This is a genomic window from Planococcus sp. APC 3906, from assembly GCF_030407685.1.
GTDB lineage: Bacteria > Bacillota > Bacilli > Bacillales_A > Planococcaceae > Planococcus > Planococcus koreensis.
The window spans coordinates 43,076-66,301 of the sequence record NZ_JASDCW010000013.1 but is presented as its reverse complement, the minus strand read 5'-3'; the positions used below and the strand labels follow the sequence as shown (position 1 = coordinate 66,301).

General features: G+C 47.0%; 27 protein-coding genes. 8 read left to right on the top strand and 19 right to left on the bottom strand.

Annotated features, from left to right (window positions below; all coding sequences use genetic code 11):
* Positions 1–75 precede the first annotated feature (75 nt).
* The 3 genes from QMA09_RS09410 to QMA09_RS09400 all read right to left on the bottom strand — a co-directional run bounded on the left by QMA09_RS09410 (position 76) and on the right by QMA09_RS09400 (position 2,365).
* The gene (locus QMA09_RS09410) at positions 76–807 is read right to left on the bottom strand and encodes a pseudouridine synthase (protein WP_290212905.1); all 732 of its coding nucleotides are present in this window, start codon (positions 805–807) and stop codon (positions 76–78) included.
* A gap of 216 nt (positions 808–1,023) precedes the next feature.
* On the bottom strand, positions 1,024–1,614 hold the full coding sequence (scpB, locus tag QMA09_RS09405) for an SMC-Scp complex subunit ScpB (protein WP_135500771.1): 591 nt from the start codon (positions 1,612–1,614) through the stop codon (positions 1,024–1,026).
* Positions 1,592–2,365, bottom strand: a complete 774-nt coding sequence (locus tag QMA09_RS09400) for a segregation/condensation protein A (protein WP_135500770.1) — start codon at positions 2,363–2,365, stop codon at positions 1,592–1,594. The genes scpB and QMA09_RS09400 overlap by 23 nt, the downstream gene beginning before the upstream one ends.
* A 492-nt stretch (positions 2,366–2,857) precedes the next feature.
* On the opposite strand from QMA09_RS09400, the gene QMA09_RS09395 reads away from it, so the two are divergent.
* Entirely contained in the window at positions 2,858–3,364 is a 507-nt protein-coding gene (locus QMA09_RS09395; RefSeq protein ID WP_135500769.1) for a DUF309 domain-containing protein, read from the top strand.
* Positions 3,365–3,531: 167 nt separating this feature from the next.
* Here QMA09_RS09395 and QMA09_RS09390 read toward each other — a convergent pair whose 3' ends face one another.
* The 7 genes from QMA09_RS09390 to QMA09_RS09360 all read right to left on the bottom strand — a co-directional run bounded on the left by QMA09_RS09390 (position 3,532) and on the right by QMA09_RS09360 (position 10,804).
* The gene (locus QMA09_RS09390; protein ID WP_290212904.1) at positions 3,532–3,891 is read right to left on the bottom strand and encodes a GNAT family N-acetyltransferase; all 360 of its coding nucleotides are present in this window, start codon (positions 3,889–3,891) and stop codon (positions 3,532–3,534) included.
* 180 nt (positions 3,892–4,071) lie between these two features.
* Positions 4,072–5,394, bottom strand: a complete 1,323-nt coding sequence (gene lysA, locus QMA09_RS09385) for a diaminopimelate decarboxylase (protein WP_290212903.1) — start codon at positions 5,392–5,394, stop codon at positions 4,072–4,074.
* Between the two features lie 74 nt (positions 5,395–5,468).
* On the bottom strand, positions 5,469–6,773 hold the full coding sequence (locus QMA09_RS09380; RefSeq protein WP_183736393.1) for a pyrimidine-nucleoside phosphorylase: 1,305 nt from the start codon (positions 6,771–6,773) through the stop codon (positions 5,469–5,471).
* A 312-nt stretch (positions 6,774–7,085) separates the two neighbouring features.
* Positions 7,086–8,270 (bottom strand): phosphopentomutase, encoded by a 1,185-nt coding sequence (deoB, locus tag QMA09_RS09375; protein ID WP_290212902.1) that lies wholly within the window; start codon positions 8,268–8,270, stop codon positions 7,086–7,088.
* A gap of 74 nt (positions 8,271–8,344) precedes the next feature.
* Entirely contained in the window at positions 8,345–9,247 is a 903-nt protein-coding gene (gene xerD, locus QMA09_RS09370; protein ID WP_135500486.1) for a site-specific tyrosine recombinase XerD, read from the bottom strand.
* Between the two features lie 441 nt (positions 9,248–9,688).
* The gene (gene fur / locus QMA09_RS09365; protein ID WP_135500485.1) at positions 9,689–10,150 is read right to left on the bottom strand and encodes a ferric iron uptake transcriptional regulator; all 462 of its coding nucleotides are present in this window, start codon (positions 10,148–10,150) and stop codon (positions 9,689–9,691) included.
* Between the two features lie 84 nt (positions 10,151–10,234).
* Positions 10,235–10,804 carry an NUDIX domain-containing protein gene (locus QMA09_RS09360; RefSeq protein WP_135500484.1) on the bottom strand — a complete coding sequence of 190 codons (570 nt, stop codon included), beginning with the start codon at positions 10,802–10,804 and terminating at the stop codon, positions 10,235–10,237.
* A 79-nt stretch (positions 10,805–10,883) separates the two neighbouring features.
* Between QMA09_RS09360 and QMA09_RS09355 the strand changes: the two genes are divergently transcribed.
* Entirely contained in the window at positions 10,884–11,786 is a 903-nt protein-coding gene (locus QMA09_RS09355) for an aldo/keto reductase (protein WP_290212901.1), read from the top strand.
* A gap of 7 nt (positions 11,787–11,793) precedes the next feature.
* Positions 11,794–12,327, top strand: a complete 534-nt coding sequence (locus QMA09_RS09350) for a VTT domain-containing protein (protein WP_290212900.1) — start codon at positions 11,794–11,796, stop codon at positions 12,325–12,327.
* A 68-nt stretch (positions 12,328–12,395) separates the two neighbouring features.
* Here QMA09_RS09350 and QMA09_RS09345 read toward each other — a convergent pair whose 3' ends face one another.
* Positions 12,396–12,839, bottom strand: coding sequence for a hypothetical protein (locus QMA09_RS09345; RefSeq protein WP_290212899.1), 444 nt, complete (start codon positions 12,837–12,839; stop codon positions 12,396–12,398).
* 172 nt (positions 12,840–13,011) lie between these two features.
* On the opposite strand from QMA09_RS09345, the gene QMA09_RS09340 reads away from it, so the two are divergent.
* On the top strand, positions 13,012–13,362 hold the full coding sequence (locus QMA09_RS09340; protein ID WP_290212898.1) for a thioredoxin family protein: 351 nt from the start codon (positions 13,012–13,014) through the stop codon (positions 13,360–13,362).
* 232 nt (positions 13,363–13,594) lie between these two features.
* Here the strand turns inward: QMA09_RS09340 and QMA09_RS09335 are convergent, their stop codons facing one another.
* The gene (locus QMA09_RS09335) at positions 13,595–14,539 is read right to left on the bottom strand and encodes a cation diffusion facilitator family transporter (protein WP_290212897.1); all 945 of its coding nucleotides are present in this window, start codon (positions 14,537–14,539) and stop codon (positions 13,595–13,597) included.
* 41 nt (positions 14,540–14,580) lie between these two features.
* The gene (locus tag QMA09_RS09330; RefSeq protein WP_290212896.1) at positions 14,581–15,288 is read right to left on the bottom strand and encodes a DNA alkylation repair protein; all 708 of its coding nucleotides are present in this window, start codon (positions 15,286–15,288) and stop codon (positions 14,581–14,583) included.
* 162 nt (positions 15,289–15,450) lie between these two features.
* Between QMA09_RS09330 and QMA09_RS09325 the strand changes: the two genes are divergently transcribed.
* Genes QMA09_RS09325 through QMA09_RS09315 form a run of 3 tightly spaced genes read left to right on the top strand, consistent with a single transcriptional unit; the run spans position 15,451 to position 17,075 of the window.
* Complete coding sequence (locus QMA09_RS09325; protein WP_290212895.1) at positions 15,451–15,903, top strand: MarR family winged helix-turn-helix transcriptional regulator; 453 nt, start codon at positions 15,451–15,453, stop codon at positions 15,901–15,903.
* A 24-nt stretch (positions 15,904–15,927) separates the two neighbouring features.
* Positions 15,928–16,437 (top strand): spermidine/spermine N(1)-acetyltransferase, encoded by a 510-nt coding sequence (gene paiA / locus QMA09_RS09320; protein WP_290212930.1) that lies wholly within the window; start codon positions 15,928–15,930, stop codon positions 16,435–16,437.
* Between the two features lie 23 nt (positions 16,438–16,460).
* Positions 16,461–17,075 (top strand): FMN-binding negative transcriptional regulator, encoded by a 615-nt coding sequence (locus tag QMA09_RS09315; protein ID WP_290212894.1) that lies wholly within the window; start codon positions 16,461–16,463, stop codon positions 17,073–17,075.
* Between the two features lie 99 nt (positions 17,076–17,174).
* Here the strand turns inward: QMA09_RS09315 and QMA09_RS09310 are convergent, their stop codons facing one another.
* Positions 17,175–17,933: a TerC family protein gene (locus tag QMA09_RS09310; RefSeq protein ID WP_290212893.1), complete on the bottom strand. Its 759-nt coding sequence runs from the start codon at positions 17,931–17,933 to the stop codon at positions 17,175–17,177.
* Between the two features lie 304 nt (positions 17,934–18,237).
* On the bottom strand, positions 18,238–18,723 hold the full coding sequence (locus tag QMA09_RS09305; protein WP_290212929.1) for a GNAT family N-acetyltransferase: 486 nt from the start codon (positions 18,721–18,723) through the stop codon (positions 18,238–18,240).
* Positions 18,724–18,946: 223 nt separating this feature from the next.
* Here QMA09_RS09305 and QMA09_RS09300 point away from each other — a divergent pair, with 223 nt between their 5' ends.
* Positions 18,947–19,087 carry a hypothetical protein gene (locus QMA09_RS09300; RefSeq protein ID WP_290212892.1) on the top strand — a complete coding sequence of 47 codons (141 nt, stop codon included), beginning with the start codon at positions 18,947–18,949 and terminating at the stop codon, positions 19,085–19,087.
* Positions 19,088–19,178: 91 nt separating this feature from the next.
* Here the strand turns inward: QMA09_RS09300 and QMA09_RS09295 are convergent, their stop codons facing one another.
* From QMA09_RS09295 to QMA09_RS09280, 4 genes are read right to left on the bottom strand one after another with little or no spacing between them, the layout of a single operon-like run.
* Positions 19,179–20,255: an ABC transporter ATP-binding protein gene (locus QMA09_RS09295; protein ID WP_290212891.1), complete on the bottom strand. Its 1,077-nt coding sequence runs from the start codon at positions 20,253–20,255 to the stop codon at positions 19,179–19,181.
* Positions 20,252–21,088, bottom strand: coding sequence for an ABC transporter permease (locus QMA09_RS09290; RefSeq protein ID WP_290212890.1), 837 nt, complete (start codon positions 21,086–21,088; stop codon positions 20,252–20,254). Before QMA09_RS09290 ends, QMA09_RS09295 begins: the two co-directional genes overlap by 4 nt.
* The gene (locus QMA09_RS09285) at positions 21,088–21,972 is read right to left on the bottom strand and encodes an ABC transporter permease (protein ID WP_290212889.1); all 885 of its coding nucleotides are present in this window, start codon (positions 21,970–21,972) and stop codon (positions 21,088–21,090) included. The genes QMA09_RS09290 and QMA09_RS09285 overlap by 1 nt, the downstream gene beginning before the upstream one ends.
* On the bottom strand, positions 21,956–23,203 hold the full coding sequence (locus QMA09_RS09280) for an ABC transporter substrate-binding protein (protein ID WP_290212888.1): 1,248 nt from the start codon (positions 23,201–23,203) through the stop codon (positions 21,956–21,958). The genes QMA09_RS09285 and QMA09_RS09280 overlap by 17 nt, the downstream gene beginning before the upstream one ends.
* Positions 23,204–23,226: the final 23 nt, after the last annotated feature.

Here is a 23,226-nt window from a genome sequence, read left to right as displayed (position 1 = left end):
GAGGCCAGAATGCAAATCCAATTATAGCAAAGTTTCACGGGCCTATAACGTCCAGTTTTGAAGTGTTTGTGAACGTTAGTTCCGTTTGCCGGTATCCGCCAACACGCGCAAAAGTTTGACTTCATGCGCTGACAATTCGCGGGATTCCCCTGCGTTCAAGCCTTTCAGTGTCAAAAATGCGAATTGTTCACGGCTCAATTTCTGTACAGGGAAGCCGATTGCTTCGAACATTCTGCGCACTTGGCGGTTACGCCCTTCGTGGATCGTGATCTGAACGATCGCTTTTCCTGTTTTCTTGTCGCCTGACAACAATTTCACTTTCGCAGGAGCGGTCATGCCGTCTTCCAATTTGATGCCGCGTTCAAGCTTTTGCAGATCTTCTTTGGCCGGAATACCTTTCAAGCGAGCCACATAGGTCTTGTCGATTTCAAACTTCGGATGTGTCAGCGAGTTCGCAAATTCGCCGTCATTCGTCATGATCAACAAGCCGGAAGTGTCATAGTCCAAGCGTCCGACCGGGTAAATGCGTTTTTCGATATCGCTGAAAAAGTCAGTAACGACTTTGCGGTTTTTATCATCGCTTACCGCGGAAATCACGCCGCGCGGTTTATATAATAAATAATAGACTTTCTGTTCTTTTTCCAGTTGAACCCCTTCAACTTCAATCGTGTCGTTTTGGGATACTTTCGTCCCCAATTCCTTGATCACTTTTCCGTTGACCCGTACCTTGCCGTCCAAAATCAATTGCTCCGACTTGCGTCTTGATGCAACGCCTGCATGTGCAAGCATTTTCTGTAATCTCTCCATAAGTTCACCTCATTGATATATTTGCTGCCCTTAAACACGGGCATAGAAAAGCGGAAACGCCATTGCTAAAACAGTGATTTATCCGTTCGTCTCTCTCGGAATTATGTCACATTTCCGGCCAAAGCGAAAGCACATAGCTCAGGTCTTAAAGCCGGAAAGCGCGTCTGCCAAAGAAAAGAAGACTGCTCCGATCCACAGTCTTCCAACGGCCCAACATTAAACTACAGCTTCTTCTTTAAAAGCTTCCTGAAATTTCGTCATGAACAAATCTGTTTCTTCGTCTGCGCTTTCTTCTGCTTCATCCGGCAAAGCAGGCAGGTCATCCAAGTTCTTCAAGCCGAAATAGTTCAGGAACTCCGTGGTCGTGCCATAAAGAATGGCCCGCCCAGTGCCTTCGGCTCTCCCTGCTTCTTGCAGCAAACCTTTCGCAGCAAGGGTGTGAAGCGGCTTTTCGCTTTTAACCCCGCGCAAGTCCTCTATTTCAAGACGCGTAATCGGCTGTTTATAAGCAACGATTGCCAGCACCTCCAGAGAGGCTTGAGACAAAGCTTGCGGCGTCGGGTTCTCTACCAGCTTCTGGATGATGTCCGCCACTTCCGGCTTGGTCACTAATTGATAAACCCCTGCAAGTTCTTTCAGGGAAATGCCATTTTCAGGTGCTTTATATTTTTGTGTCAATTCATCGACACTTGTTAAAATCTGCTGTTGATCCGCTTCGGTCAAAAATTGAAGCTGCTTCATTGTCAATCCGTCATCGCCTGCAACAAACAGCAGCGCTTCTATTTTACTCGAAAGAGTCGTCTTCATATTCCCACTCCTCTTTTTTAAGTTCCACCATCAAATCTGTAAAATTCTTTTCCTGCTCAACTTGAATCACTTGCCGCTTCATCAGTTCCAGCACCGACAAGAACGATATCACCAGCACCGTTTTGTCATTTGAAGGAAACAATTCAGTGAATGGCGTCCGGCCTTTGGCAAGTTTCAAGCGCCCAACAATCGAGGACATCTGGTCTTTGATCGAGATTTCATGACGCGCTACACGGGCAGACAGCGGTGCCTTCATTTGTTTGCGGCGCAGCATCTTCTGGAATGCGCCCAGCATATCAAACGCATTAACTTCCAAATCAACGTTTTCGGCTTGTGCGTCGGCTTGAAATTCAGAAAGATCCATCGGCGCTTTCGTGAAGATAACCGAACGATTTTCTTCAAGCTCCTTTAATTTTCCGGAAGCTTCTTTGAATTTCCGGTATTCGACCAAGCGTGAAACCAATTCGTCGCGCGGGTCCTGTTCTTCAAGATCAAAAGAGATGTCGTCCATTTCCCCTTCATGGACAGGAAGCAGCATTTTGCTTTTGATCGCCAGCAGCGTCGCCGCCATCACAAGGTACTCGCTTGCTTCATTGAGTTCCAGGACTTGCAGAGCCCGGATATGTTCCATATACTGTGTAGTGATTTGTGAAACAGGAATATCGTAAATATCGATTTCCAAACGATGTATTAAATGCAATAATAAATCAAGAGGGCCTTCGAAGGCATCAACTTTTACTTCATATGACATGGTCCGCCACCTGACTGTTAGTTTAATATATATAAGTTGAAATAATAAATGTTCATAATCGATATTCTGCAAACCAGCTGCGCTTGCCGCGGACGAGCGCCAAGCCTCCTCAGTCGCTTCGCTCCTTGCGGGGTCTCGGCTGTCTCGCTTTCCCGCAGGCGTCTCCGCTGGTTTGCTCCATATCGAGAAATCTCTTAGCGGAGGCGCGTCAAAGGGCTAGGCGAAGCAATGAGACGAGCGGTCTTCTCGATTCATTGCGAGAACCAAGGAGTGCCAGATACTTTTGGCAACTCCTTAGCGACGAACTTGCGCAGGAGCTACGCACTTTCATGTTTCGAAGCTAGCGTAACGTTGCAGAAACAATCGTCTTTGCTCTGCCCAAAGCGACCGGAGCTATTTTCAATATATTATTTTTTAATCCAACTTAATATAGATTCTTATATATTTATGCAATAATCCATATTCCTTTATTATAGTAGAAAGGTGATCAAAATGCACCCACTCCAACATAAGCTGTTTATCCAATACTTGATCCATTTCAATAATGAAAAAGATTATTTCGAATGCCATGAAGTCGGCGAGGAATACTGGAAGTCTCTTGCACCAAAAGATAAAATGCACCCGTTGACCGGTTGGATCCAATTAGCGGTCGGCATGTACCATTGGCGGCGCAGCAATTATCCCGGCGCCCTGCGCTCGTTTATCCGCTCACGGGCTAAACTCGCTGACGCCGGCATTTGGGTGGAAGGCTTCGACCACGATCAATTGATCAAAGATCTCAATAATGCCATCGCTGCTGTGACTGAACGCGAGCCTTTCGGCCATTTCGACATCCCGGTCGATTCCCAGGCACTCCAGGCATCAATTGCGCAATACATGCTGGAACATCCCCTTGAAGCCCAGGATCCACATTACATCATGCACAAACATCGCTTGAGAGACCGGACATCAATTATTAATTTGCGCGAACAACGCAAAAAAAGAAATCTGGAATTATAAAACATGAAGCGAAAGCCTCAGTAAAAATGGCGCACTTTCGGCAATTTTTTTTCACTTTTAACTAGCTCAATTCAATTTCTTTATTTTAATATAATAATTTAATCAAACTAAAAAGGCACTGGAATTTAATCCAGTGCCTTTTTGTGTAGAATCTAGAAACATTAAGCCTAAATCCGGGCTTTCTTATCCAGGCATTTGCGGATGAATGCTTCCGTTTCGTCCGTCGTGCGCATTTCTTTTCCATTCATAAGCTGCTGGATTTTCTCAATCATGGCTTGTCCGATGCCTTCTCCCCGATGGGACGGGTTGACGGAAACGTGATGGAGCGTAAAATGATCTTCGTTCACTTCCACCCCTAATAGGCCGACAAAATCCTCACCCTTTTTCCAAAGGAATAATTGCCAATCAGGATTTTCTTCGTATATATGCATTGTCTGCTGCAATTTCTTCAATTCACGCTCCTTAGGCATGAATGAAAGAAGCCCCATAGCGATTTTTTCAAAAGATTTCTTATATCTAAATAACATATTCAATCCCTCATTTTCGTCTTTAAACGGCTTTTTCCATCCTACTATAGATTCGCAAATAACTCAAGTTTCCATGCAATCAGACGGCTGCGACATTTTCCGCTAAAAAGAGCCAATAGACAACTCCCCAGGCAATCGCCATCACTAAGAGAATCACCAATAAAATTAAATTACTCTTTTTCATCCTTTTTGTTCCTGCAACGCGTAAGACATGTCCTGCTTCACCAAATCTTCAAGCGTTTCGCGTTTGACGACGAGTTGATGGCTGCCGTTTTCAGCGAAAACGACGGCTGGGCGCGCTAAGCGGTTGTAATTGCTGGCCATCGAGTAGCCATAGGCACCTGTACAGAATACCGCAAGGATGTCTCCTGCTTCAGCAAGCGGCAAGTCTGCTTGTTCGATCAGCTTGTCACCCGACTCGCAGCATTTCCCAGCGATGGTGTACTGTTCGGTTGCGGCTGCTTCCGCTTTATTGGCAATCAGTGAACTGTATTTCGCACCGTAAAGAGCGGGGCGGATATTATCCGACATGCCTCCGTCGACAGCAGCGTATTTCCGCGTGCCCGGCACTTCTTTCATCGAGCCGATCGTGTAAAGCGTTGTACCGGCATCACCGACAAGCGAACGGCCTGGTTCAATCCAAATTTCCGGCAGTGGATAATCCTGTACCGCCGCTGTTTCTTTGACCGTGCTGATCATGTCTTTGACATAGACAGAAGGCTCCAATGGCTCGTCTTCGGCAGTATAGCGGATGCCAAAGCCGCCGCCCAAGTTCAATACTGGGCACATATAGCCTGTTTCTTCTCGCCATTGCGCCATTTTGCCGACCAGTTTTTCGGCTGCCATGCTGAAAGCTGCCGTATCGAAAATCTGAGAACCGATGTGGCAGTGCAGGCCCAGCAAGTTCAGGAACTGATGCTCATGCGTCTCTTTAAACGCTCGATCCGCTTGGCCGTTGTTCAAGTCAAAGCCGAATTTGGAATCTTCTTGACCCGTCGTGATGTAATCATGTGTATGTGCTTCAATGCCCGGCGTTACGCGCAGCAGTATATTCATTGGTCGTGCAAGCTCTTCAGAAAGTTTCTTCAACTGGCTGATTTCATAAAAATTATCGACAACGATGCAGCCGATTTCTTCTTTGAATGCCATGCGAAGTTCTTCGTCGCTTTTATTGTTGCCATGGAAATGGATTTTCTCTTTAGGGAAGCCTGCTTGAAGCGCTGTGTAAAGTTCCCCGCCAGATACAACGTCCAATGACAGGTTTTCCTGGGCGGCCACTTGATAAATAGCGATGCTTGAAAAAGCTTTGCTGGCGTAGGCCACTTGGTAGCCGATTCCCGCTTCTTCGAAAGTTTTTTTGAAAGCACGAGCGCGGTCCCGGAATAATTGAATATCATATACAAAAAGCGGTGTGCCATATTCTTTTGCCAGATCCACAGCATCCGTGCCGCCGATCGCCAAATGGCCTTTTTCATTGATTTTTTGTGTGCCGTATAAATGCATGATGTCCCTCCTGAGCTATGCGAAATGGAAGACCTTATAAAAAAAGCTTGCTGAGAATAAACTCAGCAAGACTCTTAATCGGTTATCAGCGCTGAAATCAGCTGAGTTTTTTCAACCGGTTCGCTTGAATATTCAATACTATTATATATCATATTTATGCAATCTGCGAGTTCTTCTGTATTTGCATAAATTGTTGCCAACGATTCGCCTTCTTTAACAAAATCGCCGACTTTTTTATGAAGCACAATGCCGACTGCTAAATCGATTTCCGATTCTTTCGTCGCTCGCCCAGCACCAAGCACCATCGCTGCTGTACCGATTTCGTCCGCTTCCATAAAGGAAATATAGCCCTCTTTTGGTGAAGGGACTTCTTTTGTGAATTTCGCTTGAGGCAATAAGCTGACATCGTCGACAACTGCAGGGTTTCCGCCTTGAGCCGCGATGAATTGCTTCATGACTTCGAGCGCTTTGCCGTTCGCGATCACTTCTTCGAGCATCGCACGTGCTTCTTCAAGCGTCTCCGCTTTGCCGCCGACAACGACCATTTGGCTGCCGAGAACTAAGCATAATTCCGTCAAATCTTCCGGTCCGTTGCCTTGCAAGGTTTCAATCGCTTCTTTTACTTCCAGCGCATTGCCGATAGCGAAGCCCAGTGGCTGGCCCATGTCGGAGATGATTGCCATTGTTTTGCGGCCGGTCGAATTCCCGATGCCTACCATGGCATGCGCCAATTCTTTTGCATCTTCTTCCGTTTTCATGAATGCGCCTTCGCCGATTTTCACGTCCAAGACGATGGCATTTGCGCCAGCTGCAATTTTTTTGCTCATGATTGAACTTGCAATCAACGGGATGCTATTGACCGTCGCCGTCACATCGCGCAGCGCGTATAGTTTTTTATCGGCTGGCGTCAAGTTGCCGCTTTGGCCGATGACCGCTAATTTGATGTCGTTGACTTGTTTGATGAATTCTTCCGTCGTCAATTCAACATGGAAGCCTTCGATGGCTTCCAGCTTGTCGATCGTGCCGCCCGTGTGGCCAAGGCCGCGCCCGCTCATTTTCGCAACCGGTACGCCGCAAGCAGCAACGAGTGGCCCAAGGACCAATGTCGTCGTATCGCCGACACCGCCAGTCGAATGCTTATCGACTTTGATGCCTTCGATTGCAGACAAATCGATTTGGTCGCCTGAATTCGCCATCGCCATCGTCAAATCTGCGCGTTCGCGTTCCGTCATGTTCTGAAAATAAACCGCCATCAAAAATGCACTCATTTGGTAATCGGCTATTTCACCTTTTGTATAGCCCGTGATGATAAACTGAATTTCTTCAGTCGTCAGTTCCAAGCCGTCTCTTTTCTTCTCGATCAAATCCACCATTCTCATGACTTGTTCCCCGCCTTTCTTATTTTAAGTTCACTATATAAGTTGAACTAGTGAATTTTCATAATCGATATTCCGCAAAACAGCTGCGCTTGCCGCGGGCGAGCGCCAAGCCTCCTCGGTCACTTCGCTCCCTGCGGGGTCTTGGCTGTCTCGCTATCCCGCAGGCGTCTCCGCTGTTTTGCTCCATATCGAGAGATATCTTAGCGAAGGCGCCTCAAAGAGCTAGGCGAAGCTATGAGACGAGTGGTCTTCTCGGCTCATAGCGAGAGCCATGCCCAAAGCGACCGAAGCGATATTAAATGAGATACTTCTTTAATTCAACTTATTAAGGATGCTTGTGCCGAATTCCGGCATAGGTGCTGAGAAATTATCAGCGATTGTCGCGCCAATATCAGCAAAGGTCTTACCAAGCGCCAATTCTTTGCCACCTTCAAAACGTGGTGAAAATGCAAGCAACGGCACAAATTCACGAGTATGGTCAGTACCTGGGAATGTTGGATCGTTGCCGTGGTCAGCAGTGATGATCAGTAAATCATCTTCATTCATCTGTTCAAGCACTTCCGGCAGCCTGCGGTCGAACGCTTCCAGCGCTTCTGCATAGCCTTTCGGGTCGCGTCTGTGGCCGAATAGCGCATCAAAATCAACCAGGTTCAAAAAGCTCATGCCTGTAAACGATTCACCGGCAACTTCCACCAATTTGTCCATGCCATCCATATTGTCTTTTGTGCGGACCGCTTTCGTCACGCCTTCGCCATTGAAAATATCATCGATTTTACCGATCGCGATCACGTCTTTGCCGATGTCTTTCAATTCATTCATGACAGTGCGACCAAATGGTTTCAAGGCATAGTCATGGCGATTTGTTGTCCGTTTGAAAGCTCCTTTTTTGCCTAGGAACGGGCGCGCAATAATGCGGCCTACCAGGAATTCAGGAGACAGCGTCAATTCACGTGCGATTTCACAGATGCGGTAAAGCTCTTCAAGTGGAATGATTTCTTCGTGCGCTGCAATTTGGAGAACCGGGTCGGCAGAAGTATAAACGATGATTGCACCTGTCTCCATATGTTCTTCTCCGAGTTCGTCCAAGATTTCAGTTCCGCTTGCCGGCTTATTGCCAATGACTTTGCGGCCAGTTTTTTCTTCCAGCTGCTGAATCAATTCCGCTGGGAAGCCATCTGGATACACTTTGAATGGTGTATCAATATTGAGTCCCATGATTTCCCAATGTCCGGTCATCGTATCTTTTCCGACAGACGCTTCCTGCAATTTACCGAAATGAGCCGCAGGATTTTGGGCTGGCGTAAGCCCTTTCACAGGAACGATGTTTGCGAGCCCAAGCTTCTCCATGTTAGGCATAGAAAGCCCGCCAACTGCTTCTGCAATATGGCCTAATGTATTTGATCCTTTGTCTCCGTATGCTTCAGCGTCCGGTGCTTCACCGATTCCCACTGAGTCCAGTACTACAAGGTGAATTCGTTCAAAAGGTTTATTCGTCATTTGTCTTCCTCCTTATTTACGATTCTATATTACCATAAAAAGAGGTCACGTCAGAAGTCAGACCTCTTTTATTTTTAAGCACGAGGATGAAATTGTGAATATACATCCTTTAAGCGTGTTTTGCTGACATGCGTGTAGATCTGCGTGGTGGAAATATCGGCGTGCCCGAGCATTTCCTGGACCGCCCGCAGGTCTGCCCCGTTCTCGATCAAATGCGTCGCGAACGAATGGCGCAGCGTATGCGGCGTCAATTCTTTCTGGATGCCTGCTTTTTGGGCATGCTGCTTCAGCAATTTCCAGCAGCCTTGGCGTGTCAGGCGTTTTCCGCGTTGATTGATGAACAGCGAATCGGTTTTTTCGCCTTCTTTCAACAATGCCCCGCGAGCGCTCGATAAGTATTCCTCACAAGCTGAAAGTGCGGATTTTCCGAGCGGAATGATGCGTTCTTTGCCGCCTTTGCCGAAACAGCGGACAAAGCCCATCGTCAAATTGATATCTTCAACATCGAGATTGATGCATTCACTGACGCGCATACCGCTTGCATACAAGAGCTCAAGCATGGCCCGGTCGCGCACCCCATTAGGTTTACTGGCATCGGGCGCTTGGATCAATGCATCGACTTCTTCTATAGAAAGGATATTCGGGAGCTTCTTCTCCATTTGCGGCATTTCCAAATGGACGGTCGGGTCATTGTCGACAACCCGCTCACGGATCAGGAATTGGTGGAACGAGCGGATTGAGGAAATGTGGCGCGCCACAGTCCGGGAAGTTTTGGTCGTTTCTTTGAGATGGCGCAAGTGATTCAGGATATGTACGCGTTCCACTTTTCTGAGAGATTCCAGTTGCTCGACTTCTTTCAAATACTGGAGATAGCTTTTCAAGTCCCTTTCATAGGACGTTAAGGTGTTATCGGCAAGCTGCCGTTCCACCCGCAGGAAATGCAGGTAGTCGTCTAAAGCATCTTTGGCGTATTTCACATGAATCCCTCCAGTTGGTTTAGTGTATGGATGTTTAAAATATCTTTTCATTTCGCTTCAGGCGGACGCGTTCCGCGGGCCTGGCTTCAGTCTCCTCGTCGCTAACGCTCCTGCGGGGCCTTCAGCTCAGGCTTTGCCCGCTGGAGTCGCCGCCTTGCGCTTCATTCAAAGGATAATTCTAAATTAAAAATCATTATTTTTACCAAAGAACAAGAAAGATTTACTTTCTGAAGTTTTTTTCGGTTCTTCAGATATGGAGCAAAATAGCTCCGACTCCCGCGGGATAGCGCAGTGCCGAAATCCACTCGGGCGTTAGCACGAGTTAGTTCGGCGCAAGCCCGCAGGAAAGCGGTGCTATTTTGCGGAGTATCTGTTATTAACCTTTTAAGAATAGAAAAAGGAAGGGCGGCCTATCAGGGCCGTCCTTCCTTTTCTCACCAGTCATTCGGATGCATCTTGTGAGCTGCGGTCATGGCAGCGCCAGCAGATGCCATGAAAAGTAAGACGGTGGTCTTTAATTTGAAAGTTGAACCGTTTTTCTACGACGGCTTCCACATCTTCTAGCAGGTCTTCCTGTATTTCGTCTACTGCTCCACACTCTATGCATACCAAATGGTGATGGAAATGGGCTGCGCCTTCTTGGCGCAGATCATAGCGTGATACGCCATCACCAAAGTTGATTTTGTCGACAATTTTCAATTCAGTCAATAATTCCAATGTCCGATACACAGTCGCCAATCCGATTTCCGGTGCGATGTCTTTTACCAACAGGTAGACGTCTTCCGCACTGAGATGGTCTTCTTCGTGGTCTAACAGGATTCGGACGGTCGCTTCACGCTGTGGCGTCAGTTTGTAACTGGCAGCATGCAATTGCTTTTTAATACGGTCAATTCTAGTTTCCATGCGACGCCCTCCCTAAACTGCCTTTATTATATCAAAAGACGGTTCTCATTTACAAGGAATATAATCATTCTTTATTTATAATGATTATAATCTAAGGGCTTGGCTATTCTCATTTACTAGATGTTGTTTTGCCCACAGGACGGCAAAAGCAGTTTTCGCATCAAAAATCCGGTTGTCTTTCATCATTTGTTCTGCTTCTTCGATCGTGACTTCGAGCAAATCGACAAATTCGTCTTCGTCCAATATTGCGCCGGATTCGGATTTTTTCAAGCCGATTGCACCATAGACATGGATGATTTCGTCTGCGAACCCTGGAGACGTGGAGAACGATTGGATCAACTCAAGCCGCTCTGCCGTGTAGCCTGTTTCTTCTTCCAATTCACGCATGGCTGTATAGGAAGGCTCTTCGCCTTTTTCGATTTTGCCAGCAGGTATCTCAATAATCGAACGTTCCAGCGCTTTGCGGTATTGTTCGACCAGGATCAGTTTGCCTTCAGGCGTCAATGCGATCAGCGCGACAGCTCCCGGATGTTCCACCAATTCACGCTTGGATGTATGGCCATTCGGCAATGAAACTTCATCGACTTTCAGGTTAATGACTTTCCCTTCGTAGATGCGTTCCGAAGTGATGGTTTTTTCTTCAAACTTTTTCATGGGAAACCTCTTTTCGTTTGTTATTTCTCTATCGCAAAGTATACCATAAGAGAAACGACATACTAAACGAGGTGGCTGCATGAAAAAGAATAATTTAGGAAATAGTGGGATTGAAATCAGCGAGATCGGCTTGGGCTGCATGTCTTTGCCTTTCGACCTTCCGGAAGCGAAAGCGATTGTGCGCGAAGCACTGGAACACGGCATCAATTATTTCGATACGGCGGATTTATACAATAAAGGAAAAAACGAAGAGCTTGTCGGTGAATTGCTGAAAGGCAGCCGGAAGGATATCGTCCTCGCGACGAAAGTCGGCAATGAATGGGATGCCCATTCGGATGAAGTAAAGTGGAATGCGACGAAGCCTTATATCTTGAAACAAGTCCACAATAGCTTGAAGCGCCTGCAAACGGATTACATTGACGTCTACCAGCTGCACGGAGGCATGATGACCGACAATAGCGAAGAAACGATCGATGCGTTCGAAAGCTTGAAAAAAGAAGGATTGATCCGGGCATACGGCATTTCTTCCATTCGCCCGAATGTCATCAAACGCTTTTTGGCGGACAGCGACATTGCTTCTATTATGATGCAGTACAGTTTGCTGGATCGCCGCCCGGAAGAATTCCTGGAAGAAATCGGTGCAGCCGGCCGTTCCGTCGTGACGCGCGGCTCATTGGCAAGAGGCTTGTTGACGAACAGCGGCTTGAAACGCGCCGCTGATGGCAAAGGTTACCTGACTTATGACGATGCTGAGCTGAAAGCGGCACTCAAAGGTTTGATGGAAATCCACGGCAATTTGAATGCATTGGCTGTGCACAGCGTGTTGGCCAATCCGACTGTCGCTTCGGTCATTGCGGGTGCAAGCTCTGCGGATCAGCTCCGTGAAACGCTCGCTGCGTACGACACTTCTGTTTCAGCTGAGCAGATTCAACGCGCCAAGAAACTGACGAAGCAAGACCGTTACCAGGAACATCGGGAGTAACGTGTAAATGGATTTATTGTTCATTGTACAATTACTCGCAATGGTCGCCGGCAATCTGCTGGTTGGGGCGATTGGCTTTATTCCCAGCTTTTTTATGACCGCCCTCAATATTTCCTTGTACGGCCTCGGCGCTGGACTGCTGCTTTCGCTGATCGGCGAAGTGTTCGGCGTTTGGATCGGCTTCCATTTATACCGATTCGGCTTTTCGAAGATGAAAGACGAGTGGCGGCGGCATCGGCTGTGGCGTTATTTGCACAGCCGGAATGCCAGCCAAATCTTTTTCGGCATCATCGCTCTTCGGCTCCTGCCATTTGTACCCTCAGGCCTTGTGACAGCTGCCGCTTCTGCCACTCCGGTCCGCTCTTCCCACTTTTTGTTGGCGAGCACAATTGGCAAGATTCCGGCTGTCGCTTTCGAAGTAGGGGCAGTTTACGGCTTTACGCAACTGGTTCCGGCTTTTTATCAATACCTCATACTGGCGTTGTTGCTCGCGGCTACGCTTTTGGGGTGGGTAATCACAAAACACCGCTCCGCTAAATAAAATAAAAAGCTGCCTGCAAAGTCATTTTCAGACTCTCTGCAGGCAGCTTTTCTACTCGTTCTTTGGCATTACGGCGTTTCTGCTTGAATGTTGACCGCTTCGAGCTGTTCCCTCGTGTCTAATGCAACGGCCAGGGACGCTGCTATCGCTACACCTACCCCATCCACATGCAGGGAGCCATCACCGTACTGACTGGAAATGATCGTGATATCCTGTCTGGCTTCCCCTAAACGATTTACTAATGAAGACAGTCTCTGGTCATAATAAAGGTATTCTTCCAATGTGATCGTATTTTTAGATTTCAAGTGCCCGGTGATCGCCGTTGTTTCATCGTTAACTCCAAAAACATTGTTTTCAATCGGTTCCAAAGCTTTTTCAATTTGCGTTTGTTCTTTAATGGTTACTGAACTTTCATGGCTGCCATCTTCGTTTCCCGCGAATGCAACAGGCGCTGCAAACACCAAACTGATGGTTAATGCAGGTGCGGTAATTTTCAAAAGTGAAGTTTTCATTAATTCCTTCCCCCTTCAATTACTTATTCCGTACACCGTCAATATACCTTATCTACTCTTGCATATTCAGTTAACGCTATTATTTAATATGCGTGAAATCTGACTGCAATCTCATGACAAGCATGAAAACTCTGCATTAGGCACTGACAGACAGGGTATTGAAGAACAATAGATGAAATCAAAAGGAGTGGTTTTTGTGCAGCAATTGGCAACAATGGACGAAGTGAAATCATTTGAAGCATCACCTGACCTCAATTTCCTTTACGTGCTGACAACAGGTTGCGGCGTATGCCATGCGCTTCTTCCGCAAATCGAAGAAGTGTTCGTGGAATATCCGAACATCCAAACACGGCAAGTCAATGCGGCTGATATTCCCGAACTTGCTGGCCATTTATCGATTTTTACAGCACCCGTACTGATTCTGTTTTCTGACGGCAAGGAAATTCTTCGGGAAGCACGCTTTGTTCATGTCGATGAGTTTGATCAAAAAATCGCCAAAATTTATAAGGGATTTTATTCGTAAGGTGTTTTTCCTTTAAGGTTGGCAGATTTAAGTGTCTACCGGAAGCTTTTCGCAGGCGAAAAGCGATTTACCGCCGTTTACTTGCGGCATTTCGGATTTACTTGCGGAAATTCGTGAATTGCTTGCACTAAACGGCTGTTTACTTGCGGCAAATCATCTTTTACTTGCAACAACACGAACCATCAAAAAAACTGCCCGGCACCCCAATAAAAAGGCATGCCGGGCAGTTTTTCTAATGTTTATGATGTTCATGTCCGCCGCCTTCTTCGTGCATCGGGCTGATGAGGTTGTTGTCGTGTGGATGTTCTTTGTTTTCCATCTGGATCGTAACGTGGCCAATTTTCAGATCTGCCAAAATTGCTTCAATCCGGCGCAAAAGCTGCTGGCATTCTTCAAATGTCGTGCCTTCTTCAATGACCACATGTCCTGACAAAGAGTTTTGCCCGCTGGTGATGCTCCAGACGTGAAGGTCATGGATGTCGACCACGCCGCCAATATTTCTGATGGCACCAATCACTTCATCAAGGTCAACGTTGCGCGGCGTCCCTTCCATCAGGACATGGACCGCCTCTTTAGTCACCCGCCAGCCGCTTGTCAGCACAAGCACCGCAACGACGACACTCATCAACGGATCGGCAAAATTCCAGCCAAAGAAGAAAATCAGCAAAGCCGCCATGATCGCACCGACAGACCCCAGCAAATCGCTCAGCACGTGCAAAAAGGCTGCGCGCACATTCAGGTTCTCTTTGGTGTCGCCCCCACGCATCATAATCCACGCTACCAGGAGATTGACGAGCAGCCCGATTACAGCAATCGTCAGCATCCCCAGCGATTTCACTTCCACCGGATCGGCGAAACGGTGGTACGCTTCGTAAAAAATGTAAACTGCGACAAGCACTAGCGTCACTCCGTTGAAAACCGCCGCGAGTATTTCAAAACGCTTATAGCCATATGTCTTGAAACGATTTGCCGCTTTTTCACCAAGCGTGAAGGCCAGGACCCCGACGCCGAGTGACACGGAATCGCTCAGCATATGGCCAGCATCTGCAATCAATGCCAGGCTATTCGTCAAATAACCGCCGATAAATTCAATGATCATATAGGCAGCTGTAATCGCAAACGCGATTTTCAGCGTCCGTTTGTTTTTGCCATGGGAATGGTTATGTCCGCTGCCCATTTCCATCCTCTCCTGTCCAGTAAGCTGGTGCAGCAATTACGTTAACACCTGACATACTTCCGTTTAAATCCAATTCTGTTCCTTGTTTTCACTTTTTCAATGCTTTCCAACGCATTCAGGAAACTGCTTTTTTTACCGTCTTTCTTCATTTCGACCAGCCCCACTTCAGCAGCTGTATTCAGCGCTTTTTCGTGCAGCGGCAAATAAGAAGTTCCTACCGTATAAAGGAAATTGTTCATCGCTGATTTCGTGCGTTCCGGCGAATCGTGGATGGTGCTTTTGACGAAATCGAGCATATCGGCAATTTTGCTTTCCGAAAATTCTTCGTCTTTGCGGTTGCCCAGCATCCAGCAATAACAACTCCAGCCGGCTGACATCTTCAATTCTTCGCCGCTTGCGATCCATTTGTCCGAAATGCTTTGTGCAAGATCCGATTCCGCTAACGTGACTGCCACAATATAATCGGAAATCATATAGAAATAAGCCCTTTCCATCCAGCGCTCATAATCAGCTTCGGCCATGGCTTTCGGATCAGCGATGATGCCGGCAAAGTACATGGCATCATAATTTCCAGTGGCGTACAATTCATCCGCCAAAGCCTGGTCGATTTTTATCTTTTTCGATAAAGGCTTCATCGCCCCGGTCGCGACACCGAAAAGCGGTTCCTGCGCACCATTGGACAGATAGATTTTTTTCGTCCGCTCTTTGCCGAGCAACTCCAGCTCTTGCATGACCGTTTCACATTCCATCGTTCCCCCGCCTTTCAATTAAAAATCGAATATGATTCTTTCCTTTAAGTTTACACTATAAAACCCAAATTCTTCATACGAAAATTTTTGTTGCAAATGCAATAATTATTTTTTATACTTAATTCAGTACCTGTTGCATTTACACTAAAAAAGGAGCATGAGATGAAAGAAATTCTACGGGAAATCGGTATGATCGCCAGAGCCTTGGATTCCATCAGCAACATCGAGTTCAAAGAATTCGACTTGACGAAAGGGCAGTATTTATATGTCGTGCGGATTTTTGAAAATCCGGGTATCATCCAAGAACAATTGATTGATTTGATCAAAGTGGATCGCTCCACTGCCACGCGTGCCCTTCAAAAACTTGAAGCGAGTGGATTTATCGAGAAGAAAAGCGATCTGACCAATAAAAAAATCAAACGCCTCTTCCCCACTGAAAAAGGGAAAAGTGTTTATCCGTTTATAAAAAGTGAAAATGAATATTCGGACCAAATGGCTTTGGAAGGTTTTTCACAAGAAGAAACGGATGCGGCATTCCAGCTTTTGCAGCGCATCCGAAAAAACGTCGAAAAAGATTGGGAATTTGTAAAGAAAGGCCATAAGCGAAACTATTAATTTCTTAAAGGAGCGACTCCATTGATGACGATTAAAAAATGCAATTTGGAGAATGCCAGCGAACTCCAAAGAATCAGTGTTGAAACATTCACGGAAACATTCAAAGAGCATAATTCCCCAGAGCACCTGAATGCCTATTTGGAAAAGGCTTATAACTTGAAGGCATTGAAACAGGAGCTTGCCAATCCGTCTTCGCATTTCTTTTTCGTTTATTGGGACCAGGAAATCGCCGGGTACTTGAAAGTTAATATGGATAAAGCGCAGACCGAAGCAATGGGCAGCGGCTCGCTGGAAGTCGAACGGATTTACGTAAAACAGCATTACCAAAAGCATGGCCTCGGCAAAGCGCTGTTGAATAAAGCATTTGAGATTGCGCTAGACGAGAAGAAGCAGGCGATCTGGCTGGGCGTGTGGGAAGACAACACCAACGCCATTGCATTTTATCAGAAAAAAGGATTTGCCCAAACGGGTTCGCACTCGTTCTTTATGGGCGATGACGAGCAAGTGGACTTGATTATGACCAAAACACTCTAATAATTCTTGAGAGGCGGATTTTTTTGTATATTCCTAAACATTTCAAAGTTGCAGACCTGGAAGAAATCCAGAAATTCATCCACACAAATTCATTCGGTACATTGATCACCACAAAGAATGGCAAACCCATTGCAACACATTTGCCGCTTCAATTGGTAAAAGAAGAAGATGATTATTTCATCACCGGGCATATGGCTTATGGAAATCCCCAATGGCGGACATTTGATACATGCGGTGATGTGCTTATTACGTTTCAAGGCCCGCATGCCTATATTTCTTCTTCGTGGTATGAAAAGGAAAATGTTCCAACATGGAATTACCAAGCTGTTCATTTATATGGTGCAGCGAGACTTTTAGACGAAGCCGAATTAATAGCCGACTTGACGAAGTTGATGCAGAAATACGAACAACACCGTGAACATCCTGTTTTATGGGAGACGCTGTCTTCTGAAACGCTCGAAAAAGAGCTGAAAGGAATTGTCGGCTTCAAGGTCCAAGTGACGGAAGTCCAAGCTGCCTCCAAGATGAGCCAAAAACGCAATGAAACGGATTACGGGAACATCATCGATCACTTGAAGAAAGAAGAACATGCAAATTCTTCACAAGTCGCTGAGGCGATGGACAGAAAAAGAAAATGAATGAAAAAGGCACCCTGCTTTTCCAGCAATTAAAAAGAAGAAACTCGTCAATGAGTTTCTTCTTTTTTGTGTTTATATGGCATATAAGGAAAGGCGCTTTTAAATTTCTTGCGCTTTCTTTTTCTTCACACTGATCAATGCACCAACAATCACGATTCCAAGCAAAATTCCCCAGAAAATCAGCTTCCACTCTGTTGAATGGGCAAAATCATACGGCAGGATGCCAAGGTCTTTATGCGCTAAGGTGAGCACCAATAGCTTGACGCCGACCCAGCCGACGATGACAAACGCAGTTGTTTCGAGCTGCGGGTAGTCTGCCAATAACTTAACGAATTTATGTGCTGCAAATCGCATAATGACAAGGCCGACCAATCCTCCGGCAAGCATGACGCCAAACTGACCGCCATTGATGCCTCCGATTTCCGCACTTCCCAAGTGAGGCAATGTCATCGCCAACGCAACGGCCGCCAACATGGAATCGATCGCAAAAGCAATATCCGCCAATTCCACTTTCAAAACCGTCATCCAAAAGCCCGACCCTTTCGTCGCTTCCGGCTCCAGGGAATGTTCTTTTCCTTTCCGCTGATCGTAAATGTGCTTAAAGGCGATGAACAATAGGTAAGCCGCTCCCAAAGCCTGGATCTGCCAGACATCCACTAAGATCGTAATCATGAACAACGCTGCAAAACGGAAAACGAATGCCCCCATCAATCCATAAAACAAAGCTTTCTTCTGTTGTTCTTGCGGCAAATGCTTGACCATGACCGCCATGACGACCGCATTATCTGCAGCCAATAACCCTTCCAGTGCAACCAGCACCAACAACACCCATAAATACTCCAATAAAATCGCTTCCAATTTTTATTCCCCTTTTACTTTATTACAACAAAAAAGACCCTTGTCTAATTAAAGGCAAAGGTCTCGCTAAGCAAAATTTTTGCTATCACAACCGATGGCTACGAACCATGTAATGACGATTGTGAAATAGGTTTCCCTATAGCTACTCCCCTTCGACATAAAGTCAAAGTCTGTTTAGTTGTAAGAATAGTATAACGTCTAGTTGAGAATTTATCTATCGAAAATTTGTCTATATTAGGACAGTTATTTCAAAAAGCCGAAAGGCAAAGAAGATACATCCTGTTTTTTTAAGGGACTTGTGAGGTTAAAGGCTCAAGACCATACGAAGCATCTTTGTAACCAGCCCATCTAGATTGTCGTCAAACTCAGAGTGTGCCTGAAACCCCTTGGCTTGATAGAACGTTACTCCAGATTTATTTTCTTTTTCCACATCTGCAATAAGTGATTGGGCCCCATTTAAATTCTTGATGCCCTTCTGAAGAAGTGCCGTTCCAATACCCTCTCCATGATATTCAGGCAAGAGATATATCGCACCCAATTCAGCAATGTTTCCTTGTTTCACCGTTGAGAAGTTCGCAAATCCTACGACTTCCCCGCTCACTTCGGCAACGTAAAGAGAAGAAGCTTCCAAACGTTTGTGCATCATGCCATCGCTATAAGCGCTTCCTAAAAAAGTTTCTTGAATTTCCATCGGGATGATTCCGGTATAAGTGGCTTTCCAACTTTCCCTAGCTACACTTTGAACTGCGCCTATATCTTTCTTATTCATATCCCGGATGTGGAAAACCATCATTAACATCCCCCTCTTTTTGCCTGCAGCAAACATAAATTCAGTTGCGAAAGCTGTCAATCCTGCTTTACCAACTATAACTTTCACTCCAGAATCTTATTCTTCTATTCCAATTTACCCCAAAAATGTATAATTAGCAAAACGATTTTTATTAGTAAAGGTATATTGAATGAAAGGAAAAGCAGATATACGATACTCATCATAAAGAAAAGAGGTCCCGCCCATGAAAAGTTTCATCGATGATTTAGCTGGAGCGATTTTTGATATTCTGAAGTTGTTTTGTCATTTCCTTGCCGGCGGAGTGATTGTGAGCGGAGCCATGTATGCGATTGTGGGGATTGCAAACTTCATACCCGGAAACTAAAAAATCCGCGAATGGCAGACGCTTTTCCAGCGCTTCCATTTGCGGATCTTGCATTCATCAATTTACCGAACTTGTTTCTTCAATAAACCGCTTATTTTTCCACTATCCAAACATCTTTCAAGTCAACCATTAAATCAACCTTTTGACCGGCGGTGGCGTTTTCCCGTTGCCGGCTGGAAAATACACATTCCAGCTGCTCGTCGCCCACTTGTACTTTGCACAGATAAAATCCGTGCTTGAACCGCAGCTGCTGGATGACTCCACTGACATGCAGCGAGCCCTTTGGCGGCAGAGAAGCATTAGGCATAAGTTCAACCGCTTCCGGACGCAGAACCAAAAAGCCCTGGCCGGCTTGAAAGCGGTCATCTACAGCAAATTCAAAGTTGCCGCCTTTGGAAGAAAAGCGGCCGTCGCTGACTGTTCCTTCAATGATGTTTTTCAATCCCAGGAATGAAGCGGCTGTTGTGCTGGCCGGGCGTTCATACAAGTCCCGGGCATTGCCCACCTGCAGCAATTCCCCTTCGTTCATGATGCCGATCCGGTCCGATAAATAGAACGCTTCTTCCCGGTCGTGCGTGACGAACAGCACGGTGACGCGGAACTCTTTTTGAATCCGGCCCAGCAGCTCCCTCATTTCTTCCCGCAGGCTCGGGTCCAATGCGCTGAACGGTTCATCCATCAGCAAGACACGGGGATTGGCAACGAGCGCTCTTGCTAGCGCCACGCGCTGCTGCTGGCCGCCGCTCAATTCGTCCGGCAGACGGCTGCCGTAGCCAGCCAAGCCGACTCTTTCGAGCATCTCTCTAGCTTTATCGAGCCGCTGTTTTTTGCCGACTTTCTGCATCTTCAGACCGAATGCCACATTGTCTTCTACTGACATATGTGGAAAAAGCAGCGATTGCTGAAAAACCATCGCGAACTTTCTGGATTCAGACGGGACCTTCGTGAGATTGGTGTCCCCTACCCAGATTTCGCCGCTGTCAGCCTGCAGCAACCCGGCAACTAATTTCAGCAGCGTCGTCTTGCCACAGCCGGATGGGCCAAGCAGCGAGAAAAATTCACCTTCGCGGATTGTCAACTGGATTGGTTGAAGAGAAAACGCCGGATCGCCTCTTCGCTCAGTTTGTTTAAACTGCTTTTTTATATTTATGATGCGCAAATCGTTCACAATTCCACCCCTCTCTGCTGGCCTTTAACCGTTGAGGCTTTTTTGTTTTTATAATAGTTCTTTAATGATACGTCCATCACCAGCAATGTCAAGATGGCCATTCCCGCAAACAACAGCGAATAGGCGGACGCAATGGCAGGATCTCCGCCGCTAATGAACGGAAACAGCAGGATCGGCAATGTCACGACTTGGCCCGAACCAATCAGGAATGTGATTAAATATTGGCTCAAGGAAATCAGGATGCTCAAACTCGCACCTGCTGCGATGCCCGGCATTAAATGCGGCAGCACGACGTGGAAAAAACGGGAACCCGGGCCGGCGCCCAGCATACGTGCCTGGTCTTCCCAATCGACGGATAAGGTATTATAGCTGATCATGACGGCACGCACCATATAAGGCAATGTTGGCGAAAGGTGGGCCAAAACTACGCCGAATATCGTCTCAGTCAATCCGAGGCGCAAAAACGTCAAATGGATGCCCATGACGGCAACAAATGGCGGAATGACAATCGGAGCAAAAATGATGGCTTCTGCCAGCCATTTGCCGGTGAATTTATTGCGCGACAAAGCATTGGCAGCCGGCACGGCCAGCAAGATGTTCACCGCAGTGACAATGCCAGCAATCAGCAGACTGGCTACCACTGCCGGCCAGGTGCCCGAGCTGCCGGCCAGCACATATTCCCAAGCTCGGAAACTATAGGATTCAGGCAAGACATTCGGCCATTGCCAGCCAAACGATACGCTCGACAAAAGCAATGGGAGGAATGGAAATACGATGACAAGGAAGACGATAGAGAAGAAAAACAATCTGATCAGATTCGGGCGTCGCTCCATCAATTCCACCCCTTTAAGACATTCCAGCGCTTGCTGAAAAAATAAACGGCCAGACCGAGAAGAATGGTCAAAGCTGCCAGGATAATGTTGACGGCTAACGCTTCCGGCCGATCAGCCAATGTACCGCTCGTGTAAAGCTGATACGAATAAACCGGCAGCATGCTTGGATAAGTGACGCCAAGCAAATAAGGCACTTCGAACGCAGAAAATGTAAAGACAAAGACGATAAAAGCTGCTATGGTCCATGCAGGAAAAATAATCGGCAGGACGATTTCCCGGATGAATTGCCAGCCTTTTGCGCCAAAAACCCTGGACACGTCGCGCCAGGAGCTGTGGATGCGCGTCAAGACTGGATAAATCATCAACGACACAAAAGGAGCCTCTTTCCAGGCATATGCCATGATGATGCCCCAGCCGAACGGATCATTGACCAACACCGGGAAATCCGAGATATCATCAATCACTCCCGCTGTGGCCAGAATCTTCGATAAAAAACCGCTTTGCATGAACAACAGGACGATGATATAGCCGCCGACGAGATGCGGAATGGTCAGCGGCAGCTGAAACAAACGCTGCGAAAATCGCGGAGGCCCCGATTTCGCGGACTCGCTGAGCATAAACAAGGAAATCGCAATGATGCCGCCAAGTATTGATGCAATCAAGGAAGACAAGGCTGCCACTCTAGTGGTCAGGGCGAGCGACTCCCAGAAATCGGTTGAACCCAGCAATCCAGTATAAGCGGTAAGGTCCAGCTCCATTTTTCCGATTGCCGGAAAGTACCCCAGGCTTTTCAGCAGCCCATCAAAAAGTCCCCCAAAAAACAGGAGGACAATCGTGGCGGTGGCGGGCAGCAGCAAAAGATACGGTTTACTCTTTTGCAACATGTTCCATCCACCCTTTTTCGATGATTTCAATGTAGTCCGCTGATAATTCCGGCAAGCGATTCGCTTCCAGCTCTTCCAAAGGCAGTGTCGCGTTGCCCAAATCCACATCGGTCATGGCCTGGCGCTGTTCGGGAGATAACTTTTCCAAATCGAGCGCCGATAAATCACCCCAATTTTCAGGAGACAGTTTCGCGGTCTGCGCTGCCGGCGACAGCAATTCGTTGATTGTGACCATCGCTCCCTCCTTATCGGACGAGTTGAATGGAATCGATAGGAAATGGGTATTGGCAAGCGTTCCCGCGTCGAACAAGAATGTGCGGGTCGATTCCGGGAATCGGCCTTTCAGCACTTCACTGGCTGCCAGAGCCGGATCGTAACTCATCGTCATGCCGATTTCGCCGCTCGCAAACAATTGGTCTTGTTTGGCCAGGCTTTCAGGGTACGTTTGCCCTTCACGCCATAAAAAAGGTTCAATTTCGTTCAAGTATTGCCACATCGGTTCGAAGCGCGCTTCTAAATCGTCGATTTCCGCAGCCGGCTGCTGGTATTGCTCGTGGCCGCCTGTCGTTTCATACAAGACGTGGCGAATGAACGCACTGCCTGTAAAGTCAGGCGGCGCGGGATACGTGAATTGCCCCGGATTTTCTTTTACCCAAGCGGCCAGTTCCACCATTGATTTCGGCGGATTCGGCGATTTGTTTTCATCGTGCACCAAAACGAATTGCGCTTGGCCCCATGGTGCTTCCAAGCCGTGTACCGGCTCCCCGAAATCTTCTGCGATTTCAGGAGCATCCGCATCGATATAATCCATGAAATTTGGCAATTTCCCGCTGAAATCGCCCCACAGCAAGTCGTTGTCTTTCGCTGCTTTGAAGTTTTCGCCGTTGATCCAAACGATGTCCATGCTGCCATCGGTTTTGCCGACTGATTTCTCATCGAGCAATTGATTGATGATGTCCTGGGCATCGTTCATCGGCACCCGAGTCAGCTCGATGCCATGTTCTTCTTTCATGCGCGGCGCAACCCATTCGTCCAGGTAGCGGTTGATGTTGTCGTTGCCGCCCCACATATACATATTGACTTCCTGCCCAGCCGCAGCGTCCGACACTTCCTGCCAATCGCTCGCCAGCAAGTTTCCAGAGTTATCCTGAGACCCTTTTTCAGCGTTCTGAGAGCAAGCAGCCAACCCCAGTGCCAGTATTCCAGAGGTTAAGAGTGTAAATTTCTTCATTTTCTCCACTTCCTAAATCCATT

Coding starts and splice junctions, on each gene's coding strand:
- lysA (WP_290212903.1), bottom strand. CDS start 5,394: ATGCATTTATACGGCACACAAAAAATCAATGAAAAAGGCCATTTGGCG.
- fur (WP_135500485.1), bottom strand. CDS start 10,150: ATGGAAACTAGAATTGACCGTATTAAAAAGCAATTGCATGCTGCCAGT.
- scpB (WP_135500771.1), bottom strand. CDS start 1,614: ATGAAGACGACTCTTTCGAGTAAAATAGAAGCGCTGCTGTTTGTTGCA.
- QMA09_RS09395 (WP_135500769.1), top strand. CDS start 2,858: ATGCACCCACTCCAACATAAGCTGTTTATCCAATACTTGATCCATTTC.
- QMA09_RS09330 (WP_290212896.1), bottom strand. CDS start 15,288: ATGGAATGTGAAACGGTCATGCAAGAGCTGGAGTTGCTCGGCAAAGAG.
- QMA09_RS09390 (WP_290212904.1), bottom strand. CDS start 3,891: ATGTTATTTAGATATAAGAAATCTTTTGAAAAAATCGCTATGGGGCTT.
- QMA09_RS09285 (WP_290212889.1), bottom strand. CDS start 21,972: ATGTTGCAAAAGAGTAAACCGTATCTTTTGCTGCTGCCCGCCACCGCC.
- QMA09_RS09340 (WP_290212898.1), top strand. CDS start 13,012: ATGAAATCAAAAGGAGTGGTTTTTGTGCAGCAATTGGCAACAATGGAC.
- QMA09_RS09345 (WP_290212899.1), bottom strand. CDS start 12,839: ATGAAAACTTCACTTTTGAAAATTACCGCACCTGCATTAACCATCAGT.
- QMA09_RS09335 (WP_290212897.1), bottom strand. CDS start 14,539: ATGGGCAGCGGACATAACCATTCCCATGGCAAAAACAAACGGACGCTG.
- QMA09_RS09290 (WP_290212890.1), bottom strand. CDS start 21,088: ATGGAGCGACGCCCGAATCTGATCAGATTGTTTTTCTTCTCTATCGTC.
- QMA09_RS09360 (WP_135500484.1), bottom strand. CDS start 10,804: ATGAAAAAGTTTGAAGAAAAAACCATCACTTCGGAACGCATCTACGAA.
- QMA09_RS09305 (WP_290212929.1), bottom strand. CDS start 18,723: ATGGTTTTCCACATCCGGGATATGAATAAGAAAGATATAGGCGCAGTT.
- QMA09_RS09300 (WP_290212892.1), top strand. CDS start 18,947: ATGAAAAGTTTCATCGATGATTTAGCTGGAGCGATTTTTGATATTCTG.
- QMA09_RS09400 (WP_135500770.1), bottom strand. CDS start 2,365: ATGTCATATGAAGTAAAAGTTGATGCCTTCGAAGGCCCTCTTGATTTA.
- QMA09_RS09350 (WP_290212900.1), top strand. CDS start 11,794: ATGGATTTATTGTTCATTGTACAATTACTCGCAATGGTCGCCGGCAAT.
- QMA09_RS09355 (WP_290212901.1), top strand. CDS start 10,884: ATGAAAAAGAATAATTTAGGAAATAGTGGGATTGAAATCAGCGAGATC.
- QMA09_RS09380 (WP_183736393.1), bottom strand. CDS start 6,773: ATGAGAATGGTGGATTTGATCGAGAAGAAAAGAGACGGCTTGGAACTG.
- QMA09_RS09410 (WP_290212905.1), bottom strand. CDS start 807: ATGGAGAGATTACAGAAAATGCTTGCACATGCAGGCGTTGCATCAAGA.
- QMA09_RS09325 (WP_290212895.1), top strand. CDS start 15,451: ATGAAAGAAATTCTACGGGAAATCGGTATGATCGCCAGAGCCTTGGAT.
- deoB (WP_290212902.1), bottom strand. CDS start 8,270: ATGACGAATAAACCTTTTGAACGAATTCACCTTGTAGTACTGGACTCA.
- QMA09_RS09280 (WP_290212888.1), bottom strand. CDS start 23,203: ATGAAGAAATTTACACTCTTAACCTCTGGAATACTGGCACTGGGGTTG.
- paiA (WP_290212930.1), top strand. CDS start 15,928: ATGACGATTAAAAAATGCAATTTGGAGAATGCCAGCGAACTCCAAAGA.